The 19,373-nt window shown below is 43.1% G+C and carries 18 protein-coding genes; 15 read left to right on the top strand and 3 right to left on the bottom strand.

From position 1 onward, the window contains the following. The first annotated feature begins 21 nt into the window (after nt 1-21). Nucleotides 22-597 (top strand): 5-formyltetrahydrofolate cyclo-ligase, encoded by a 576-nt coding sequence (locus ACTG7Q_RS10560; RefSeq protein ID WP_439243685.1) that lies wholly within the window; start codon nt 22-24, stop codon nt 595-597. Nucleotides 598-733: 136 nt separating this feature from the next. Further along, a complete protein-coding gene (nagE, locus tag ACTG7Q_RS10555; protein ID WP_439243683.1) occupies nt 734-2,200 on the top strand; it encodes an N-acetylglucosamine-specific PTS transporter subunit IIBC in 1,467 nt (488 codons plus the stop codon). Nucleotides 2,201-2,248: 48 nt separating this feature from the next. Here the strand turns inward: nagE and mutH are convergent, their stop codons facing one another. Genes mutH through ACTG7Q_RS10540 form a run of 3 tightly spaced genes read right to left on the bottom strand, consistent with a single transcriptional unit; the run spans nt 2,249 to nt 4,910 of the window. Beyond that, nucleotides 2,249-2,926 carry a DNA mismatch repair endonuclease MutH gene (gene mutH / locus ACTG7Q_RS10550; protein WP_439243680.1) on the bottom strand — a complete coding sequence of 226 codons (678 nt, stop codon included), beginning with the start codon at nt 2,924-2,926 and terminating at the stop codon, nt 2,249-2,251. A 1-nt stretch (nt 2,927) separates the two neighbouring features. Further along, a complete protein-coding gene (locus tag ACTG7Q_RS10545) occupies nt 2,928-3,464 on the bottom strand; it encodes a methylated-DNA--[protein]-cysteine S-methyltransferase (protein WP_439243677.1) in 537 nt (178 codons plus the stop codon). A 60-nt stretch (nt 3,465-3,524) separates the two neighbouring features. Further along, nucleotides 3,525-4,910, bottom strand: coding sequence for an outer membrane protein transport protein (locus ACTG7Q_RS10540; RefSeq protein ID WP_439243674.1), 1,386 nt, complete (start codon nt 4,908-4,910; stop codon nt 3,525-3,527). Nucleotides 4,911-5,104: 194 nt separating this feature from the next. On the opposite strand from ACTG7Q_RS10540, the gene ACTG7Q_RS10535 reads away from it, so the two are divergent. From ACTG7Q_RS10535 to ACTG7Q_RS10475, 13 genes are all read left to right on the top strand, one after another. Further along, entirely contained in the window at nt 5,105-5,401 is a 297-nt protein-coding gene (locus ACTG7Q_RS10535; protein ID WP_439243671.1) for a YfcZ/YiiS family protein, read from the top strand. Between the two features lie 129 nt (nt 5,402-5,530). Further along, the gene (locus ACTG7Q_RS10530) at nt 5,531-6,367 is read left to right on the top strand and encodes a class II glutamine amidotransferase (protein ID WP_439243669.1); all 837 of its coding nucleotides are present in this window, start codon (nt 5,531-5,533) and stop codon (nt 6,365-6,367) included. 578 nt (nt 6,368-6,945) lie between these two features. Continuing rightward, entirely contained in the window at nt 6,946-7,578 is a 633-nt protein-coding gene (gene rppH / locus ACTG7Q_RS10525; protein WP_439243667.1) for an RNA pyrophosphohydrolase, read from the top strand. A gap of 1 nt (nt 7,579) precedes the next feature. Then, the gene (locus ACTG7Q_RS10520) at nt 7,580-8,371 is read left to right on the top strand and encodes a sulfite exporter TauE/SafE family protein (protein WP_439243665.1); all 792 of its coding nucleotides are present in this window, start codon (nt 7,580-7,582) and stop codon (nt 8,369-8,371) included. A gap of 15 nt (nt 8,372-8,386) precedes the next feature. Beyond that, nucleotides 8,387-9,199, top strand: a complete 813-nt coding sequence (lgt, locus tag ACTG7Q_RS10515; protein ID WP_439243662.1) for a prolipoprotein diacylglyceryl transferase — start codon at nt 8,387-8,389, stop codon at nt 9,197-9,199. 9 nt (nt 9,200-9,208) lie between these two features. Further along, the gene (locus ACTG7Q_RS10510) at nt 9,209-10,060 is read left to right on the top strand and encodes a thymidylate synthase (RefSeq protein WP_439243659.1); all 852 of its coding nucleotides are present in this window, start codon (nt 9,209-9,211) and stop codon (nt 10,058-10,060) included. A 589-nt stretch (nt 10,061-10,649) separates the two neighbouring features. Next, on the top strand, nt 10,650-11,171 hold the full coding sequence (gene tadA, locus ACTG7Q_RS10505) for a tRNA adenosine(34) deaminase TadA (protein ID WP_439243657.1): 522 nt from the start codon (nt 10,650-10,652) through the stop codon (nt 11,169-11,171). Between the two features lie 61 nt (nt 11,172-11,232). Continuing rightward, nucleotides 11,233-11,415 carry a hypothetical protein gene (locus tag ACTG7Q_RS10500; RefSeq protein ID WP_439243654.1) on the top strand — a complete coding sequence of 61 codons (183 nt, stop codon included), beginning with the start codon at nt 11,233-11,235 and terminating at the stop codon, nt 11,413-11,415. Continuing rightward, the gene (locus ACTG7Q_RS10495) at nt 11,381-11,803 is read left to right on the top strand and encodes a hypothetical protein (protein WP_439243651.1); all 423 of its coding nucleotides are present in this window, start codon (nt 11,381-11,383) and stop codon (nt 11,801-11,803) included. The genes ACTG7Q_RS10500 and ACTG7Q_RS10495 overlap by 35 nt, the downstream gene beginning before the upstream one ends. A 165-nt stretch (nt 11,804-11,968) precedes the next feature. Next, a complete protein-coding gene (gene ileS, locus ACTG7Q_RS10490; protein WP_439243649.1) occupies nt 11,969-14,773 on the top strand; it encodes an isoleucine--tRNA ligase in 2,805 nt (934 codons plus the stop codon). Nucleotides 14,774-15,215: 442 nt separating this feature from the next. Continuing rightward, nucleotides 15,216-15,719 carry a signal peptidase II gene (gene lspA, locus ACTG7Q_RS10485; RefSeq protein ID WP_439243647.1) on the top strand — a complete coding sequence of 168 codons (504 nt, stop codon included), beginning with the start codon at nt 15,216-15,218 and terminating at the stop codon, nt 15,717-15,719. Beyond that, nucleotides 15,719-16,663: a 4-hydroxy-3-methylbut-2-enyl diphosphate reductase gene (gene ispH / locus ACTG7Q_RS10480; protein ID WP_439243645.1), complete on the top strand. Its 945-nt coding sequence runs from the start codon at nt 15,719-15,721 to the stop codon at nt 16,661-16,663. The genes lspA and ispH overlap by 1 nt, the downstream gene beginning before the upstream one ends. A 414-nt stretch (nt 16,664-17,077) precedes the next feature. After that, nucleotides 17,078-19,373: ESPR-type extended signal peptide-containing protein (locus ACTG7Q_RS10475; protein WP_439243643.1), on the top strand; the 2,296-nt coding region annotated here is incomplete at its 3' end.

The following is a 19,373-nucleotide window of genomic DNA, read 5'->3' as shown; positions in this document are numbered from 1 at the left end:
AACCTCATATCAATATTGCTTATGCCATCACAAAATATCGCTCAACTTCGTCAAGATCTTCGTCAGCAAATGCGAAAAACACGACAACATTTAACCGCATTTGAACAAGCGCAAGCAGCGCAACGTATTACCACACAAGCCCTGACTTTAATTGAACAACGCCAAGCGCAAAATATTGCGTTATATTTGTCTTTTGACGGTGAAATTTCCACCCAATTATTGATTGAAACCTTATGGCAACAAGGCAAAAACGTCTATCTGCCCGTGTTACACCCTTTTTGTGCGGGGCATCTGCTTTTTTTACAACATCGCCCTGACACGCCGTTAATTACCAATAAATTCGGCATTTTTGAACCGCAGTTAAACGTACAAAATGTGTTGCCCGTGGCGCAACTGGATATGATTTTTACCCCATTGGTCGCTTTTGACCAACAAGGTAATCGTTTAGGCATGGGCGGCGGCTTTTATGACCGCACGCTACAAGATTGGCAACAGAAATCGTTTATCCCCGTGGGCTTGGCACATCAATGTCAACAAGTTGAGCAACTTCCCGTAGAAAGTTGGGATATGCCGTTGTTTCGGATTTTGGTGGGATGAATTATTTTCTGAGGGAAATAGATCGTACTTTTTTTTAAAAATATGACAGAGATCACATTTTTTTAATAAAATTTGGAGTAAAATTTCTTTTGCTGTAAGGGAATAAATTAAAACTTCAAATATTAAGGAGATTATTATGAGTACTCTCAATTATTTACAAAAAATCGGACGCGCCTTGATGGTGCCGGTGGCGGCATTGCCTGCGGCGGCATTATTAATGGGCGTAGGCTATTGGCTTGACCCAGATGGTTGGGGTGGCAATAGTCAATTGGCGGCATTGTTGATTAAATCGGGCGGTGCTATTATCGATCAAATGCCGTTCCTCTTTGCCATTGGTGTGGCCTTTGGTATGTCAAAAGATAAACACGGTTCTGCGGCATTGTCAGGATTAGTCGGTTACTTAGTGGTAACGACCTTGCTTTCCCCGGGGGCGGTGGCCCAATTACAGGGTATTCCAGCGGATCAAGTGCCAGCGGCCTTTAATAAAATCAATAACCAATTTATTGGGATTTTAGTCGGGGTCATTTCGGCGGAATTGTATAATCGTTTCCACACCGTCGAATTGCCGAAAGCCTTGGCATTTTTTAGCGGTAAACGCTTAGTGCCGATTGTGGTGTCATTGGTGATGATTTTGGTGGCCTTTGTGCTACTTTACGTCTGGCCAGTGATTTTCGGTGGTTTAGTGTCTTTCGGCGAATCCATTAAAGATATGGGTGCAACGGGCGCAGGTATTTATGCGTTCTTTAACCGTTTGCTCATTCCTGTGGGTTTACACCATGCGTTAAATTCCGTGTTCTGGTTTGATGTGGCCGGTATTAATGATATTCCTAATTTCTTAGGTGGCGCACAATCCTTAGCCGACGGCAAAGCCGTTGTTGGGGTAACGGGTATGTATCAAGCCGGTTTCTTCCCTGTGATGATGTTCGGTTTGCCTGCTGCTGCCTTGGCCATTTATCACAGCGCTAAACCGGCCAAAAAAGCACAAATTGCCTCCATTATGTTTGCGGCGGCTTTGGCGTCATTCTTCACCGGTATCACAGAACCGCTTGAATTTGCCTTTATGTTTGTGGCGCCTGTGCTTTATGTGGTGCATGCCTTATTAACTGCGGTGTCGGTTTATATCGCTGCTAGCATGCACTGGATTGCCGGTTTTGGTTTCAGTGCGGGGTTAGTGGATATGGTGCTTTCTTCACGCAATCCATTGGCGGTGAATTGGTATATGTTAATCGTGCAAGGCTTGGTGTTTGCTGGTATTTACTATGTGTTATTCCGTGCCGTGATTAAAATGTTTAACCTCAAAACACCGGGTCGTGAAGATGACGATGTGGCAGAAAACGTGGTGACGACAGGGGATCAACATGCGAATCATGACCAACAAGCCGTATTGTTCGTGCAAGCTCTTGGAGGTAAACAAAATCTTAGCAATATTGATTATTGCACCACCAGATTACGTTTAACCGTGCAAGATATGACAAAAATCAATGAAAACCAACTTAAAGCGCTAGGTTCGAAAGGTGTGGTTAAATTGGGTGAAAATGGTCTGCAAGTGATTCTTGGCTTAGAGGCAGAATTTATTGCGGAAGCCATGAAAAAAGTCAGTTAATTAAGCTGAAATCGACAGCAATGCCCTGTGGAATAACAGGGCATTTTTTTATCGGGCTTGTAAGAAATTCTGCAAAATTTCGGCGGTAAAGGCTTTACGCAAATAAAAGCCTAACGGCAAGGTGTCGATCAGTTCGCCATGTTTGCCAATGCCTTTTGTGAGCGCTCGGCTATTGGCGCCTTTGGGGCGTAGCTGTAACACTTCGCCTAAGGTCGCATTAACCCGTTCGACTTGACCGAGAACAATATATTCCATCAATTCTTCCCAATCTTGTCGAAGTCGTTGTTCTTGTTGTGGGTTCGGTTGCCATAGAATCGGCTGACCAATATAACGCTCGGCCAGTGGAATAGACCGTTCCCCTTGCACGGGGATCCACAACACTTTACTGAGTTTATGTTTTACATGTGAATGTTGCCAGTCCACACCAGAATTTTGCACTAATGGCGCAAGGCTGACAAAGGTAGTTTCTAACGGATAGCCTTGTGCGTTAATCGGAATGGTTTTTAACTCAATGCCCAAATGTGCGAAATCTTGTTCGGGCTTACTGCCAGCTTTGGCCCCTAAAGCGGTTTCAATCAGCTGACCAACCCAACCTTTATCTCGTTTTAAATCTGCAGGCACGCTTATGCCCAGTTCCTCTGCCAATTCGGAAAAAGTTAAGCCAGCAATGGTATTGGCTCGTTGCAATAGGGCTTGTTCGGTGAGTGGGGAGCTGATTTTTTTCATATCAAAGTGCGGTGTATTTTTTCAATAATTTTTGTTTAACATATTCCACGCCCTTATTCACATAAGGGATCTGTTCTAAATCTAAGAGATAACGTTTTGTCGGTAAACCGCCACCAAACCCCGTGAGTTGGCGATTTTTGCCTAGGATTCGGTGACAAGGAATAATAATGCTAATCGGATTACGCCCCACAGCCCCGCCTACGGCACGTACGGCTTTGGGGTTGTTTATCTGTTGTGCTAACTCCGCATAACTTAAGGTTTGACCATAGGGAACTTGACGTAACGCTTGCCAAATCTGTTGCTGAAATGGTGTGCCTTGTGGCGCTAAGGGAATGTCCGCAAAGGTTTCTGGTTCGCCTTGAAAATAGCGATCAAGTGCGGTGCAAATTTGTTGAAAAATCGCTAAATCGGGTTGATATTGCCAACGTGGATTGGGGGCAATTTGTTCAAGCTCAAAGTCTACATGGGTGAGCTGATGATTTTCCGTTAAGATTAACAGTTTGCCAACGGGAGAGGCGTAATAGCAATAGTGGATCATGATGTTTCAATAAAAAAGGGCGTAAAGATTACGCCCGATTATATGCTAATTTGTGATCAATTAGAAACGATAGTTTACGTTTAAGCCGTAAAGGTTAGCAGTGGCTTTCACTTTCACATCGGTGATCACACCTGATTGGCTTTCTTGGAAATGGTTTTTGCTGCCACGTAAGTGAGCGAAACCGACATCAACCGATAAATCTGGTGTGAAACGATAGGTTGCCCCGACGCTGTACCACATACGGTCGGTATCTGGAATGGAAATGGATTGATGATCGCCAGCAGCCGTTTCATCATAAGCCACACCCGCACGTACGGTTAACGCATCTGTTGCATGATAAGTTGCACCTAAGGCTAAACGAGAACTATCACGGAATTTTTCAGTTTTTTGGAATAATTCTTTACCAGAAGATCCCACCGCACGCAATTCTTTGAATTTAGACCATTCGGTGTATTTCCAGCTATAATGGAAAGCGAATTTATCGTTCACTTGGTGGAAACCCGAGAATTCCCAGTAAGCAGGCAATGGTAAGGTTAATGAACCCGGTTGGTTGCCTTGGGTGTAAGATCCGATGTAAGCACCAGAATCACTGTAATCGCCTTCAAAATCAATATCAATTTTGGAGTGGTAGGCTAAACCAAAACGGCTTGTTTCTGTGGCTTGCCACATTAAACCTGCGTTCCAACCAAAGCCCCATTCATCGCCTTCGATTTTACGTAAGGTAGCAGAAGATGGATTGGCGGCAGCTGTTTGGGCGGATGCAATGGCTTGCTGTGCTGCCGATTTGTAGCTTGCTGCCGCAGCGTAATCGCCCCCTTGTGCAGCGGCTGTGGCGTAGGCTGCATTGGTTTGGGCTGCAACAAGATAAGGTGCAGCGGTTAATGAGCCTAAACGACGCTCAATGATGGCATCTGCATAAACGGCATTGACACCTAAACCTAAGGTTAAGCTATCTAATACTTTATAAGAACCGCTTAAATTAAAGTTTAAGGCAGTTAAATCGGTTTTTCCTGCGATAAAGCCAGCAGAATAGTTATCATCATATTCTGTTGCTAAACCATAGTTCACATTTAATCCCCCACCGATTGCAAATTTATCGTTGATCGGGGCAACAAAATAAATGTTAGGCACGAGAGCACCTTTCGCAATGTCTTTGGCATTTGCATTAGTATCGGCACCTGTGCCATATAATGTAGTACCCTCAATATCAATATTTGGATCCACATAAATTGCACCTAAAGAGAGTTCAGGGCGTTTGAAAAGACTCATTAACGCAGGGTTTGTTGCGACTACGCCTGCATTATCTGCAATGGCTGCCTCACCAGAATAGGCACGGCCTAAACCAGAGGTTGAAATTTCAGCTAATTGGAATGCGGCGGCATTGGCTGCGCCTGTAGCGGCCAATAAAGCAGAGGATAATAAAGTTTTAGTAAAAAGATTTTTCATAGATTTTCCTAGTAAATAGTTAACATTTCTGTAAAAATTAGTCGAATTCTAATTAACTCAACAAGATAGTTCAATCTTTTTTGCCCATAACGTAGCTGTTCCGACCAGTCGTCAGAAAACGCATTACAGCGTAAATCATTAGTGATAAACTTAGCTGAAACGATTAATGTTTGTGAATATAAAGAGGAAAAACAATGTCGAACAATTTAACCCAACGAATCGAACAAACCAGTCGCTGTGGTTCAAAAACAAAAGCCAACGGCTTTTTTGATGGTACAGAAAGTGCGGTGAAAATTTCACAAGATTTTACTAATCAACAAGCGGCAGAACAAGCCTTAGCTTATCTCACGCAACAGGCGAGAGCGGTAGAAAGCGAGCCTTGTGAAATACAAAGCAACATTCAACCTAATGAAAATGGGGTGGTGTTAACCATGCAAATGCAATTTTGTTGTGAAGTGGAGGCGGTGTTATTTCAAATGAAGATAGCATGATCTTATGTGTTTTTCGGTGTTTTAATGCGAATTTGATCTAAAAAATTTTTTCAAAAAATATTGTAAATATTCAAATTATCGTGTTAAATCACTGTTAAATGTAAGGGTTTATTTTTTAGGTTTTTTTCTATGTGTCAATTGTTGGGAATGAATTGTAATACGCCAACGGATATCGTGTTTTCCTTTGAGGGATTTCGGCGTCGTGCGGGACTGACAGACAGTCATTCTGACGGTTTTGGTATCGCTTTTTTTGAAGGTAAAGGCGTGCGGATTTTTCGGGATAACCGCCCCGCTGCGTTATCGCCGATTGGAGATTGTGTTAAACAATATAACATAAAGTCATTAAACGTGATTGCGCATATTCGCAAAGCCACCCAAGGCAGCGTGGATATCGAAAACACGCACCCGTTTATTCGGGAAATTTGGGGCGAAAATTGGGTGTTTGCGCATAACGGCAATTTGCACGATTTGCCCGATATGACGGGTAGTTTTTGTCAGCCGATAGGTTCGACCGATTCCGAGGCGGCGTTTTGTTATATGGCGGATGTGTTAAAAACACGTTTTCAGCGTAAACCCGCTGAACAGGACATTTTCTTAGCAGTGCAAGAAGTGACGGAATTTTTATCTCAGCACGGTACGTTTAATTTTATCCTGTCGAATGGCGAATGGATGATTGGCCATTGTTCTACCAACCTCCATTATTTGACCCGCCAAGCGCCTTTTGGCAAGGCTCAACGTATTGATGACGAGGGCGTGATTGACTTTAATGATTACGCTAAAGAGGGTGACAAGGTGACAATTATTGCCACGTTCCCTTTAACCAAAGATGAAAAATGGACAAAAATGCTCAGTGGCGGTTTTGTGTTTTTCAAAGATGGTGAAAAAGTGAAAGAGATTATTGGCGTAGAAAAAGCGATTATTGATGATGGCACCTTGGGTGATCGTCAGGTCAATGAATGTTTATAATACCCCTTAGAACATGACGAAAAAGAGGCATAACGTCAAATGTGATGCCTCTTTTTTTGGGGTGAAATTTACGGTGTCTAAAAAATAATCGGTAGATTGATAATTTTTTTCTTCTTTTGAGTGTTTTGTTTATCTGCTTGAAAAATAAAGGTAAATTATGCTATTTTAAGCGGCGCTTGAATGTTTTTCCTTGTTATCATTGAACCAGTCACAATTTTATCCACAGTCCATAAGAATAAATCACACCGCTGTTGCTAAGTTAACCGATTTTGTCAACCTGTACAGGTGGAATTGTGTATGATTCTGTGGAAAAGTGCGGTGTCATTTACGCCTGATTTTTTATGGCGGATCTTTAAGCAAAAAGCCCAAATGCCTTGTCTAATAAAATGTTTTTGTGCGATAAATGAATTTATCTTTTTTTATTCAAGGCTTTTCCCCATGTTATACACAGCATTATACACAAGGCCAAGAAATGCGTTGATGAAGATAAAAAGAGATAGAGTATTGGCTAAAATCACAGATTGTGCCATAATCCAACACAATACATTCAGATTAGCTAATTTTAAGGATAAACGATAGTGATCGATAGCGATGGCTACCGTCCCAATGTGGGTATTGTCATTTGTAATCAAAAAGGGCAAGTGCTTTGGGCAAAAAGGTACGGACAAAATTCGTGGCAGTTTCCGCAAGGGGGGATCAATGATAATGAAACGCCTGAGCAAGCCATGTACCGTGAATTATATGAAGAAGTGGGATTAACCAAAAAAGACGTTCGTATTGTTTGTTCTTCTCGGCACTGGTTACGTTATAAGCTGCCCAAACGCTTGTTACGCCATGACAGTAAGCCGATTTGCATTGGACAAAAACAAAAGTGGTTTTTGTTGCAGTTAATGAGTGATGAACAAGCACTTAACATGAATTGCAGTAAAACCCCTGAATTTGATGGTTGGCGTTGGGTCAGTTTTTGGTATCCGGTGCGTCAAGTGGTGTCTTTTAAGCGTGAAGTGTATCGTAAAGCCATGAAAGAATTTGCTTTGGCGTTATTTGATCCACATAAAACGGATGTGCTGTTGGTGAATCCTAAGGTGACTCCAGTGACAGCGAAAGAAAACGCAAAAGAAACCCCGAAAGAGAGAGCAAAAGGCATGCCAAATCGGTCGCCTTATTACCATAAATCTCAACAAAAAACCAAGAAAAAACGGAGATATTAAGATGTTATCATTTTTACTGATTTGCCTCGCCGTGGGCTGTGTGGTCGGCTTTCTCGCTGGCTTATTCGGGATTGGCGGCGGCTTAGTGATTGTGCCGGTGTTGGTGTATTTATTGCCCATGATGGGGATTCCTGATCCGATGTTGATGTCAGTGGCTTTGGGAACCTCATTCACTACGATCATTATTACAGGCGCCTCCTCCGCCTATAATCATTACAAATCGGGTAACATTGTGTGGCCATCCTTAAAGATTTTTGCGCCCGCTATTATGGTAGCCACTTATTTAGCCAGTTTTTTTGTGAGCCAGCTGCCTAAAGCCTATTCCAGTAAAATTTTTGCTTGTTTGGTCGTGTATTTAGCGATCAAAATGATCTTGTCTGCGAAATCCAAAATGCAAAATAAACCGTTAACCACGCAATCTGCGATTATTGGCGGTGGCCTGATTGGCATTGCCTCCAGTTTTGCGGGCATTGGTGGCGGTGGTTTTATTGTGCCATTCTTAAATGCAAGAGGCTATGAAATGAAACAAGCCATTGGTTCTTCCTCTTTTTGTGGTATGTTGCTCGCAACCTCGGGATCTTTAAGCTATATTTCCAGTGGTTGGCACTTAGAGAATATGCCTGATTGGTCACTTGGTTATGTGTATTTACCCGCCGTGTTAGGCATTACGTTAACCTCCATGTTTACCACCAAATTAGGCGTGATGGTGACCAATCGCTTACCGGTGGCGACCTTAAAACGTTGTTTTGCCGTATTTTTAATTTTTGTGGCATTAAAAATGTTAATTAGCTAATTCAAAAGGGAATTTATGCACGATTTTATTCATTTACCTTATATTGACCCCGTTGCCCTTTCACTGGGACCGATCCATTTACATTGGTACGGTGTGATGTATTTATTGGGCTTTGGCTTTGCCTATTGGCTCGGTATGCGACGGGTTAAACAGTCGCCACACACGTGGAATACCGATCAATTCGATCAACTGCTTTATGGCTGTTTTGCCGGCGTGATCTTAGGTGGTCGTATTGGCGACGTGTTCTTTTATAGTTTTGACAAATTCCTACAAGATCCACTGTATTTATTCCGAATTTGGGAGGGCGGTATGTCGTTCCATGGTGGATTAATTGGGGTGATTGTAGCCATGATACTCATATCCATACGCCAAAAACGCAGCTTCTGGCAGACGGCAGATCTGATAGCACCTCTCGTGCCATTTGGTTTAGGCTTAGGCCGTTTAGGCAATTTTATTAACAATGAACTCTGGGGTCGCCCCGTTGAAAATCTGGACGCCGTGCCTTGGGCCATGTTCCCCTATGGCTATCAAGGTGACATTCCCTTACATCCCTCACAATTATATGAGGCTATATTAGAGGGCGTGGTGTTATTTGTGATTTTAAATTTATTTATTCGCAAGCCACGTCCAATGGGTGCCGTGTCAGGGTTATTTTTAATTGGTTATGGCTGTTTCCGTTTCTTGGTGGAATATGTGCGAGAAATCGATCATCACGTGAATACGGCGCAAGATCTGATTACCCGTGGTCAGTTGTTGTGTTTACCGATGATTATCGGCGGGCTGATGATTATATGGTGGGCATACCGTAAAAGTGCGGTGAAAAATTAAGGAATTTTTATGCGACAATATTTAAATTTATGCCAACGTATCATTGATGAAGGCACGTGGATTGAGAACGAACGAACAGGCAAACGTTGTTTAACCGTGATCAATGCCGATCTGGAATATGATGTAGCCCATAACCAATTTCCGATTATTACCACAAGAAAAAGTTATTGGAAAGCTGCCATTGCCGAATTTTTAGGTTATATCCGTGGTTATGATAATGCTGCCGATTTTCGTCAATTGGGTACAAAAACTTGGGATGCGAATGCCAATGAAAATCAGGCTTGGTTAAGTAACCCGAACCGTAAAGGGACCGACGATATGGGCCGAGTGTACGGTGTACAAGGCAGACGTTGGCAAAAGCCGAACGGTGAAACCGTAGATCAGTTGCGTAAAATCGTCAATAATTTAAGTAAAGGCATTGATGATCGTGGTGAGATTTTGACCTTTTTAAACCCTGGTGAAATTGAGCTAGGCTGTTTACGTCCTTGTATGTACAATCACACGTTTTCCTTGTTGGGGGATACCCTTTATTTAACTAGCTATCAGCGTTCTTGTGATGTGCCATTGGGTTTAAATTTTAATCAAATTCAAGTGTTTACGTTCTTGGCGTTAATGGCACAGATTACTGGTAAAAAAGCCGGTAAGGCGTATCATAAAATTGTGAATGCCCATATTTATGAAGATCAGCTTGAGTTGATGCGTGATGTGCAGTTAAAACGTGAACCGTTTCCATCACCGAAGTTAGAGATTAATCCAGAGATTAAAAGCCTTGAAGATTTAGAGACTTGGGTGACAATGGATGATTTTAAGGTAGTGGGGTATGAGAGTCATGGGGCGATTAAATATCCGTTCAGTGTTTGATTTTACTTTTCTTTGCTTGTGCAAAGAAAAGTAACAAAAGAAACACACCCCGACTTCACCGCTTTTCTGAGCTTATTTGGTATTTTCTTCACGCTAAATTTTGAACTCGCTACGCTCAAACAGGCAAAATTTAGCTAAAAATACCAAAACGCTCAGGCGGTTCAGACGGGGCCCCAATTTTTGACCGAGCGTAGGTAAGAGTGCGGTGAGAAAATAGGTATTTTTTAAGCTACGAAGTAGCGTTTCCATGCTTAACCTAGTACGAGAGTACTAGATTCTACCACGAAATACACCTAGCCCTTGCGTACTAGGTTAAATACAGTAACGTTACTCTGTAGCTTGCACTAAATTTTATTATTTCACCAATGGGGTCCCCATGTTTGCCGCCTGAAAATACTTTAATTTGTAGGAAAATGGCGTCTGTCTGAGCGAAGCGAGTTCAGCCATTTTCCGTTAAGCAAATTAAAGTATTTTCAGGAAACAAGGCAAAGTTGGGGCGTGCTTTCTTTTTGCTTACTTTTGCTTTGCACGAGCAAAGAAAAAGTAAGTCGCCAACGGCGAAACCCGATTTAAAATACAAAGACAAATGATGAAAGAAAATCAAATTCAAACCCAATCCCAACTCGATCAACATTTCATTCAACACGCCCTCGATCTCGCCCAAAAAGCCCAAGATAATGGCGAAATCCCCGTGGGTGCTGTTCTCGTTGACGAAAACAACCACATTATCGGCGAGGGCTGGAATCAATCTATCACCCACAACGATCCCACCGCTCATGCCGAAATCATCGCATTACGTCAAGGAGCGGAAACCATCCAAAATTACCGCCTACTCAACACCACACTCTATGTCACTCTTGAGCCTTGTACCATGTGTGCCGGTGCTATTTTACACAGTCGCATTAAACGTCTTGTTTTTGGTGCATACGATTACAAAACAGGGGCAGTCGGTTCACGTTTTCATTTCTTTGATGATTATAAAATGAACCATGTTTTGGAAATTACAGGGGGCGTTTTAGCAGAAAAGTGCGGTGAAAAATTGAGTGATTTTTTTAAGCAAAGACGTGAGCAAAAACGTCAAGCTAAATTAGCTGTAAACAAAAACAGTTAAAATTGACTTCATACCCTAATATTGATAGAATTTCCAACAACGAGAGTATGGAGAAAAGACCATGATACAGCAAGAGAAAATAATCACACCACCAGCCAATGCTGAATTAATACATACCTTGATTCAATATGGTGATGTCGTGGGAGAAAATATTAAAATTCAAGGCAATACTCGGGAAGAAAAGTTGGCCCATTTCAAGGAAGTTTATTATGCAAAAAATCATCTCCACGGTTCAACTAAATAGCCTATTTTCGGAAATTAGCAAAGAATTGGGTTTTACAGATGAAATACTAAAGCAATATGAAGATAATATTTTTGATTTACTCATTCAATGGGAAAATCAAGGTTATGTAGAAATTTACGAAAATGACAGTGAACGTAAAATAGGCAGATTAAAAGACTCTAATTCAGTTGTCGGATCCAGTCCATGGTACATTGATCTCTTTCATGCCAGAATTTCCGAAAACAATGATCCTTTACTCGTGTTACGCCGAGATGATGAATTTAGTTTTAGTGTCAGGTTTCTTGCCAATCATAATCAACTATTTGGTTCTAAAACTGAAAAAAATAAACCTGATTTAATGAGAAAAATCAGAATGTTGATTGATAGTTATATTCAAAAGGGTAACTGATATTAATAGCGTTGATACTATTTATTGCTAAATATCATAGTCCCTTTTGGGGCAATGTAATTTAGGTTTAATCTTTCCTTATTTCAGCGTATAATGCGTGCATTCCTTTGTATTAATTTTGGTTAATACGCTCTCTTTTATGTAAATTTATAAATTGGTAAAAATATGTCAGAACAAGTTGATTACAAAAATACCTTAAACCTGCCTGAAACAGGTTTTCCAATGCGTGGGGATTTGGCGAAACGTGAACCCGCTATGTTAAAAAATTGGTACGATAAGCATCTTTATAGCAAAATTCGCCAAGCAGGCAAAGGCAAGAAAACCTTTATTTTGCATGACGGCCCTCCTTATGCAAACGGCACAATTCATATCGGTCATGCAGTGAACAAAATCTTAAAAGATATGATTGTCAAATCCAAAACGGCATTAGGTTATGATTCACCTTATGTACCTGGTTGGGATTGTCACGGCTTGCCGATTGAATTAAAAGTAGAAGCCTTAGTGGGTAAGCCAAATCAAAAAGTGACCGCGGCGGAATTTCGTGCGGAATGCCGTAAATATGCAGCAGAGCAAGTGGCGGGGCAGAAAAAAGATTTTATCCGTTTGGGCGTGATTGGGGATTGGGATAATCCTTATTTAACCATGAATTTTGCGACCGAGGCGAATATTATCCGTGCGTTTGGTAAAGCGGTAGCGAATGGACACTTATACAAAGGGGCAAAACCGGTATATTGGTGTTTAGATTGTGCCTCTTCGCTTTCCGAGGCGGAAGTCGAGTATGAAGATAAAACTTCACCGTCTATTTATGTAAAATTCCAAGCCGCCGATGAAAGTGCGGTGGAAAAAGCCTTTAATTTAACTGAAAAAGGGCAAGGCAAATTATCCGCAGTGATTTGGACCACTACCCCTTGGACCATTCCGTCTAATAAAGCCATTGCGTTAAATGCAGAATTTGATTATCAAGTGGTGCAATTCGGTGAAGAACGTTTGATTTTGGCCAAAGAATTGGTGGAATCGGTGGCGAAAGCCATTGGCGTAGAAAGTTGGAAAGTACTTGGTTCTGCCCAAGGTGCCGATCTGGAATTATTGCCATTCAATCACCCATTTTATGCCTATCAAGTGCCGTTTATTTTAGGCGATCACGTCACCTTAGACGGCGGTACGGGTTTAGTGCATACTGCACCAGATCACGGTCAAGACGACTATGTGGTGGCGCGTCAATATGATATTGGCATGGCTGGATTGGTTGGCAATGACGGTAAATTTATCAGCTCAACAGAATTTTTTGCAGGCCTTGGCGTGTTTGAGGCCAACGGCAAAGTGTTAGAAAAATTAGACGAGGTGGGGGCATTACTCAAATTAGAAAAAATCCGCCACAGCTACCCACATTGTTGGCGACACAAAACCCCAGTGATTTTCCGTGCCACTCCACAATGGTTTATTGGTATGGAAACCAAAGGGTTACGTCAACAGGCATTAAGCGAAATTAAAAAAGTCCGTTGGATCCCAGATTGGGGTCAAGCTCGTATTGAAAAAATGGTGGAAAACCGCCCAGACTGGTGTATCTCACGTCAACGTACTTGGGGTGTGCCGGTAGCTTTGTTTATTCATAACGAAACCGAACAATTACACCCACGCACGCAAGAATTAATTGAACAAGTGGCAAAATTAGTGGAACAAAACGGCATTCAGGCTTGGTGGGATCTCGATCCAAAAGACTTGCTTGGTGACGATTCAGCACATTACCACAAAGTGCCAGATACTCTTGATGTGTGGTTTGACTCGGGATCCACCTATTCTGCGGTAGCGCCACACCGCCCTGAATTTGGTGGTAATGAACCGGATATGTATTTAGAGGGTTCCGATCAACATCGTGGTTGGTTTATGTCATCGTTAATGCTTTCCACGGCAACGGACAATAAAGCCCCTTATAAACAAGTGCTGACCCATGGTTTCACGGTGGATGGTCAAGGTCGCAAAATGTCAAAATCTATCGGCAATATCGTCACCCCACAACAGGTGATGGATAAATTTGGTGGGGATATTTTACGCCTTTGGGTGGCCTCCACAGACTATACCGGTGAAATGACGGTTTCAGATGAAATCTTAAAGCGTGCTGCCGACAGTTATCGCCGCATTCGTAACACCGCTCGTTTCTTATTAGCGAACTTAAACGGTTTTGATCCAACACGTGATCTTGTCAAACCAGAAGACATGATCGCCTTAGACCGTTGGGCCGTGGATTGTGCATTACAGGCACAAAATGAAATTAAAGACAATTACGATAATTATCAATTCCACGCTGTGGTGCAACGTTTGATGAAATTCTGTTCCATTGAAATGGGGTCATTCTATTTAGATATTATCAAAGACCGTCAATACACCACCAAAGCGGACAGCCTTGCACGCCGTAGCTGTCAGACCGCATTATGGCATATTGCCGAGGCCTTAGTGCGTTGGATCGCCCCGATTTTATCCTTTACTGCGGATGAAATCTGGCATTATATCCCAGGTGAACGCAGTGAATTTGTGTTTACCGAAGAATTTTACAACGGCTTATTTGCCTTAGATTCAAATACACAATTTGATGATGCTTACTGGCAACAAGTGTTAACCGTACGTGATGAAATCAACCGTGTATTAGAAACCGCACGTAATGACAAAGTGATTGGTGGTAGCTTAGAATCAGAAGTGACGATTTTTGCGAATCAAGAATACCAAACCTTATTAGAAAAATTAGGCAATGAATTACGTTTCGTCACGATTACATCAAAAGCCGATGTAAAACCATTGGCCACAGCCGACGTAGCCGAGGGCGAAGTAAAAGGCTTAGCGATCAAAGTGATTCGTTCTGCTCACCACAAATGCCCACGTTGTTGGCACTATTCCGACAGCCCAGCAGAAAACACCTTGTGTTCACGCTGCGAAGAAAATGTCAATGGCAATGGCGAAGTGCGGAAATTTGCGTAGGTGAGGAACCCTCACCCTAACCCTCTCCCAAAGGGAGAGGGAATAATGAGCATAATTTTTGTAGTAAATATAATAGATAGGGACGTAACGGGCCCCCGTCTGAACCGCCTGTTGAGCAACTCAGTTTTTGGGATTAGATAGACAAATCCCCGTCTTTGCCGCCTGAAAATGGCTTAATTTGTAGGAAAATGGCGTCTGTTTACTCACTGCGTTCGCCCTACGGATCGTTGCTAAAGCAACGTTCAAACGCTAAAGCGTTTGTGAGCGTAGCGAGTTCAGCCATTTTCCGTTAAGCAAATTAAGGCATTTTCAGGAAACAAGGCAAAATCGGGGCGTGCTTTCTTTTTGCTTACTTTTGCTTTGCACGAGCAAAGAAAAAGTAAGTCGCCAACGGCGAAACCCGATTTAAATTAAAATCAACCCATTTTATAAAAAACAAAAAATGACATCAAAACAAAACAAAACTGGCTTACATTACCTCTGGCTCGCCCTTATCGCCTTTATCGTCGATCTTGCGACCAAATACCTTATCGTAGAAAACTTCCAACTCTACGAAAGCATTAACATCCTCCCTATTTTTAACCTCACCTACGCTCGCAACACCGGTGCAGCCTTTAGTTTTCTCGCTGATCACAGTGGTTGGCAAAAATACTTTTTTATTGTATTAGCCTTAGCCATTTCCGCCATATTAGTTTATTTATTGCAAAAAAACACCGCACTTCAAAAGCTACAAAACACCGCTTATGCCTTAATTATCGGCGGTGCATTAGGTAATATGGTGGATCGCATGTATCACGGTTTTGTGGTGGATTTTTTTGATTTTTATTGGCAGGATTGGCATTATCCGGTGTTTAACGTGGCCGATATTGCCATTTGTGTGGGAGCCGGTTTATTAGTGCTAGACGCATTAAAAAACGGTGATAAAAATAAGGTGGAGAAAAAATAGTGAAAATTATTTTAGCCAACCCTCGGGGATTTTGTGCCGGTGTCGATCGTGCCATTAGCATTGTTGAGCTTGCCTTAGAAATTCATGGTGCCCCTATTTACGTGCGTCACGAAGTGGTGCATAACCGTTTTGTGGTAAATGGTTTGCGTGAACGTGGGGCAATTTTCGTGGAAGAATTAAGCGAAGTGCCTGATGGGGCGATTGTGATTTTCTCCGCTCACGGTGTGTCACAAGCGGTGCGACAAGAAGCCAAAGATCGGGAATTGAAAGTATTTGACGCCACTTGTCCATTGGTGACCAAAGTCCACATGCAAGTGGCCCGAGCCAGTAAAAAAGGCACCAAAGCCATTTTGATCGGACACCAAGGACACCCCGAAGTGCAAGGTACCATGGGACAATATAGCAATGATGACGGCGGTATCTTCTTAGTGGAAGATGTGGAAGATATTGCCAAACTTAAATTGCGAGATGACGAAGATCTCACCTTTATGACCCAAACCACGTTGTCCATTGATGATACTGCAGATGTGATTGAGGCGTTAAAGGAAAAATATCCAAGCATTCAAGGCCCTCGCAAAAATGATATTTGTTATGCCACCACCAACCGTCAGCAAGCGGTGCGAGATTTGGCGGAAAAATCTGATCTTGTGATTGTCGTCGGATCTAAAAATTCCTCCAATTCCAACCGCTTGGCAGAGCTTTCTAACCGAATGGGTACGCCTGCGAAATTATTAGACGATGCCGCCGATATTGATCCGAACTGGCTCATTGGTGTAGAAACCATCGGCATGACAGCAGGTGCCTCAGCGCCTGAAGTGTTGGTGCAATCGGTGATCAGCCGCTTAAAAGAATTGGGCGTCACTGAAGTGGAAGAATTGGCAGGACAAGAAGAAGATACCGTATTTGAAGTGCCGAAAGAGTTGCGCATTAAGGCAGTAGAGTAGCCTCATTTTTTATGGCGATCACCCCGTACTCCGTGGCGGGGTTAAGTATAATTATATGAAACGGCTGAATAAATGATGGCAAAAAAGTGCGGTGAAAAACAGTTGGTTTTTGTTAAGGGAATGTAAAAAAAGCTAATAAAATCAAATAAATCTTTACACTGTCTTTACACTTCTTTTCTTGCTGAAAGGCAAGATTTCCAGTATAATTCCTAATTCCTAATTCCTAATTCCTAATTCCTAATTCCTAATTCCTAATTCCTAATTCCTAATTCCTAACACGTCTAATCTGCAAATTAAAGTGATGTGAAATGACAGAAAGGCTGTGGATTGGTGTTCAGGGCTTACGTGATAACGAAGTTAAAGCCTGTCTTTTTCACTTTTTTATCGAAATATAACCATTATAGAGTTTTTTAAATGAATAAAATTTTCAAAATTATTTGGAGTCACGCAGCGCAATGTTTTGTCGTGACATCAGAATTAACCAAGTCAAACAGAAAAGGAGCAAAGAGAGTTGATCTGCGTAAAAATATCACAAAAGTAGCGTTATCTGTGGCTGCAGGGATGGGGGCGTTGGTGACGAATGCTCAGGCTGCTAGTTATGCGACCGATGGAGCGAGTAATGCGTTTGATTTGTCTGTGGCAGTTGGACCGGGTGCAACGACCACGCAAGGTGCTGGTGCGACAGCCGTTGGTGCTGATGCGACATCAGCAGCGAATGGGGTTGCCGTAGGTTATGCCTCTAATTCCGTTCAACAAGGGGTAGCCGTAGGCCAAAGTGCTAATGCAACGAGTATTAAAAGTGTTGCCGTTGGTACAGGTACTACCGCTAATTCTCAACAAACTACGGCCATTGGTGCGGGAGCAAACGCAACGGGCCTAAATGCTACTGCAGTGGGGGCTGGCGCAGTCGCTTATACGGATCCAGCGAGTTCAAATGTTTTTGGAGCCTCCGCTTTTGGTGGCAGTTCAAATGCAACGGGCTACCGTTCAACCGCATTAGGTTATCAGGCCAAAGCAATCGGCAATTTCTCAACAGCAGCAGGCTCAAACTCAAGCGCACAAGCTGGAGGTTCAGCTTACGGACGTAACTCCGTGGCCGCTACGGATGCCGTCGCTGTCGGATCGGGAGCAAATGCCACAGCAGCGAAATCTACCGCAGTGGGTCAAGCAGCGAGTGCGACCTCTAATTTTTCTGTGGCGTTAGGTAATAAAGCTAGTGCAACAGGTATTGGCTCCGCAGCGTTAGCCTCGGCTTCTGTTGCAAATGGCAACGGTGCGATTGCCGGCGGTTACGGTGCGAATGCTACCGGTATTTCTGCTTCTGCTTATGGTCAAAATAGTGAAGCGATTGGTGACTATACCACGGCAATTGGTTATTACAGTAACGCTACTGGTACCAATGCAACAGCTGTCGGTACAACCGCTTTAGCGGAAGGTGACAATACCTCTGCTTATGGTTACAGTGCTAATGCTACTGCAACTAATGCCACAGCGATTGGTACTAAAACCACAGCTGGCAATAATGATAGCGTAGCGATTGGTTCCAATGTCACTGCTGCTGTTGATGGTTCAACCGCATCAAATATTGTTGCTGTCGGTAGTAACGTCAGTGTGATCAATAGCGATTCAGTTGGGATCGGTCGTAATATCAACGTAACAGCCAATGAAAGTGTGGTGGTGGGTTCAAACAATACCATTGACGCTAATGCATATCAATCAACGATCTTAGGGACGAATTCAACAGCCACAGGAACAACGGCAACTGCAATTGGTTATAACGCCACTGCAGGTGGTGCGAAATCTATTGCCAACGGTTGGAATTCCAATGCGTCAGGCTTATCTTCCGTGGCGATTGGTCCAAGTGCCAATGTGAGTACTGATGCTGCCGTGGGTGTTGCAGTAGGTTGGGGAACCACCGTGACGGCGGCAAATGGCACGTCAATTGGTGGTGGAGCTGATGCGACTGCGGCGAATGCTACCGCTTTAGGTAGTGAGGCGACAGCGAGTGTTGAGGGTTCAGTTGCTTTGGGTAACAATACTGTGACTACCGCACATAATGCAACCAATGCCACGACGTTGACCTATAAAGATGCTACAGGCACAGAAAAAAGTATTGCTTATGCAGGTACAGCAACAGATTCAATGACATTAAGTGTGGTGTCTGTGGGGGATGCCGCTAATAAATCAGTACGCCAAATTCAAAATGTCGCCGCAGGCCGTGTAGATGCCACTTCAACAGATGCGATCAATGGTAGCCAATTATACGCCGTGGCGAGTGTTGCTGAAGAGGCTATTACTGTGGCAAGTTCAGCCGCAAGTAGTGCCGCTGCTGCGGAATCAAGTGCATCTGCAGCGGCATCAACTGTTACAGCGAATTTAGACAAAATCGAAAGCGCTACGAGTACGGCCGTTGCCGCCGCAAGTTCTGCGACATCAGCTGCTACGGCAGCAGAAAGTTCAGCGAGTGCAGCGGACAGCTCAGCAACCAAAGCGGAATCTTCAGCAACTAAAGCAGAATCTTCAGCGACAGCAGCGGATAGTTCAGCAACCAAAGCGGAATCATCAGCGTCAGCAGCAAGCAGTTCAGCGTCAGCAGCCGATAGTTCAGCGACTAACGCAGATTCATCAGCATCAGCCGCAAGCAGTTCAGCGTCAGCAGCGGATAGCTCAGCGACTAAAGCAGATTCATCAGCATCAGCAGCAAGCAGTT

This window comes from Lonepinella sp. BR2474 (assembly GCF_051851555.1).
Lineage (GTDB): Bacteria > Pseudomonadota > Gammaproteobacteria > Enterobacterales > Pasteurellaceae > Lonepinella.
This window is presented reverse-complemented; position numbering and strand designations above follow the sequence as displayed.

Excerpts from the sequence above, each read along its gene's own strand:
- ACTG7Q_RS10560 (WP_439243685.1), top strand. The coding sequence starts at position 22 with ATGCCATCACAAAATATCGCTCAACTTCGTCAAGATCTTCGTCAGCAA.
- nagE (WP_439243683.1), top strand. The coding sequence starts at position 734 with ATGAGTACTCTCAATTATTTACAAAAAATCGGACGCGCCTTGATGGTG.
- mutH (WP_439243680.1), bottom strand. The coding sequence starts at position 2,926 with ATGAAAAAAATCAGCTCCCCACTCACCGAACAAGCCCTATTGCAACGA.
- ACTG7Q_RS10545 (WP_439243677.1), bottom strand. The coding sequence starts at position 3,464 with ATGATCCACTATTGCTATTACGCCTCTCCCGTTGGCAAACTGTTAATC.
- ACTG7Q_RS10540 (WP_439243674.1), bottom strand. The coding sequence starts at position 4,910 with ATGAAAAATCTTTTTACTAAAACTTTATTATCCTCTGCTTTATTGGCC.
- ACTG7Q_RS10535 (WP_439243671.1), top strand. The coding sequence starts at position 5,105 with ATGTCGAACAATTTAACCCAACGAATCGAACAAACCAGTCGCTGTGGT.
- ACTG7Q_RS10530 (WP_439243669.1), top strand. The coding sequence starts at position 5,531 with ATGTGTCAATTGTTGGGAATGAATTGTAATACGCCAACGGATATCGTG.
- ACTG7Q_RS10520 (WP_439243665.1), top strand. The coding sequence starts at position 7,580 with ATGTTATCATTTTTACTGATTTGCCTCGCCGTGGGCTGTGTGGTCGGC.
- lgt (WP_439243662.1), top strand. The coding sequence starts at position 8,387 with ATGCACGATTTTATTCATTTACCTTATATTGACCCCGTTGCCCTTTCA.
- ACTG7Q_RS10510 (WP_439243659.1), top strand. The coding sequence starts at position 9,209 with ATGCGACAATATTTAAATTTATGCCAACGTATCATTGATGAAGGCACG.
- tadA (WP_439243657.1), top strand. The coding sequence starts at position 10,650 with ATGAAAGAAAATCAAATTCAAACCCAATCCCAACTCGATCAACATTTC.
- ACTG7Q_RS10500 (WP_439243654.1), top strand. The coding sequence starts at position 11,233 with ATGATACAGCAAGAGAAAATAATCACACCACCAGCCAATGCTGAATTA.
- ACTG7Q_RS10495 (WP_439243651.1), top strand. The coding sequence starts at position 11,381 with ATGCAAAAAATCATCTCCACGGTTCAACTAAATAGCCTATTTTCGGAA.
- ileS (WP_439243649.1), top strand. The coding sequence starts at position 11,969 with ATGTCAGAACAAGTTGATTACAAAAATACCTTAAACCTGCCTGAAACA.
- lspA (WP_439243647.1), top strand. The coding sequence starts at position 15,216 with ATGACATCAAAACAAAACAAAACTGGCTTACATTACCTCTGGCTCGCC.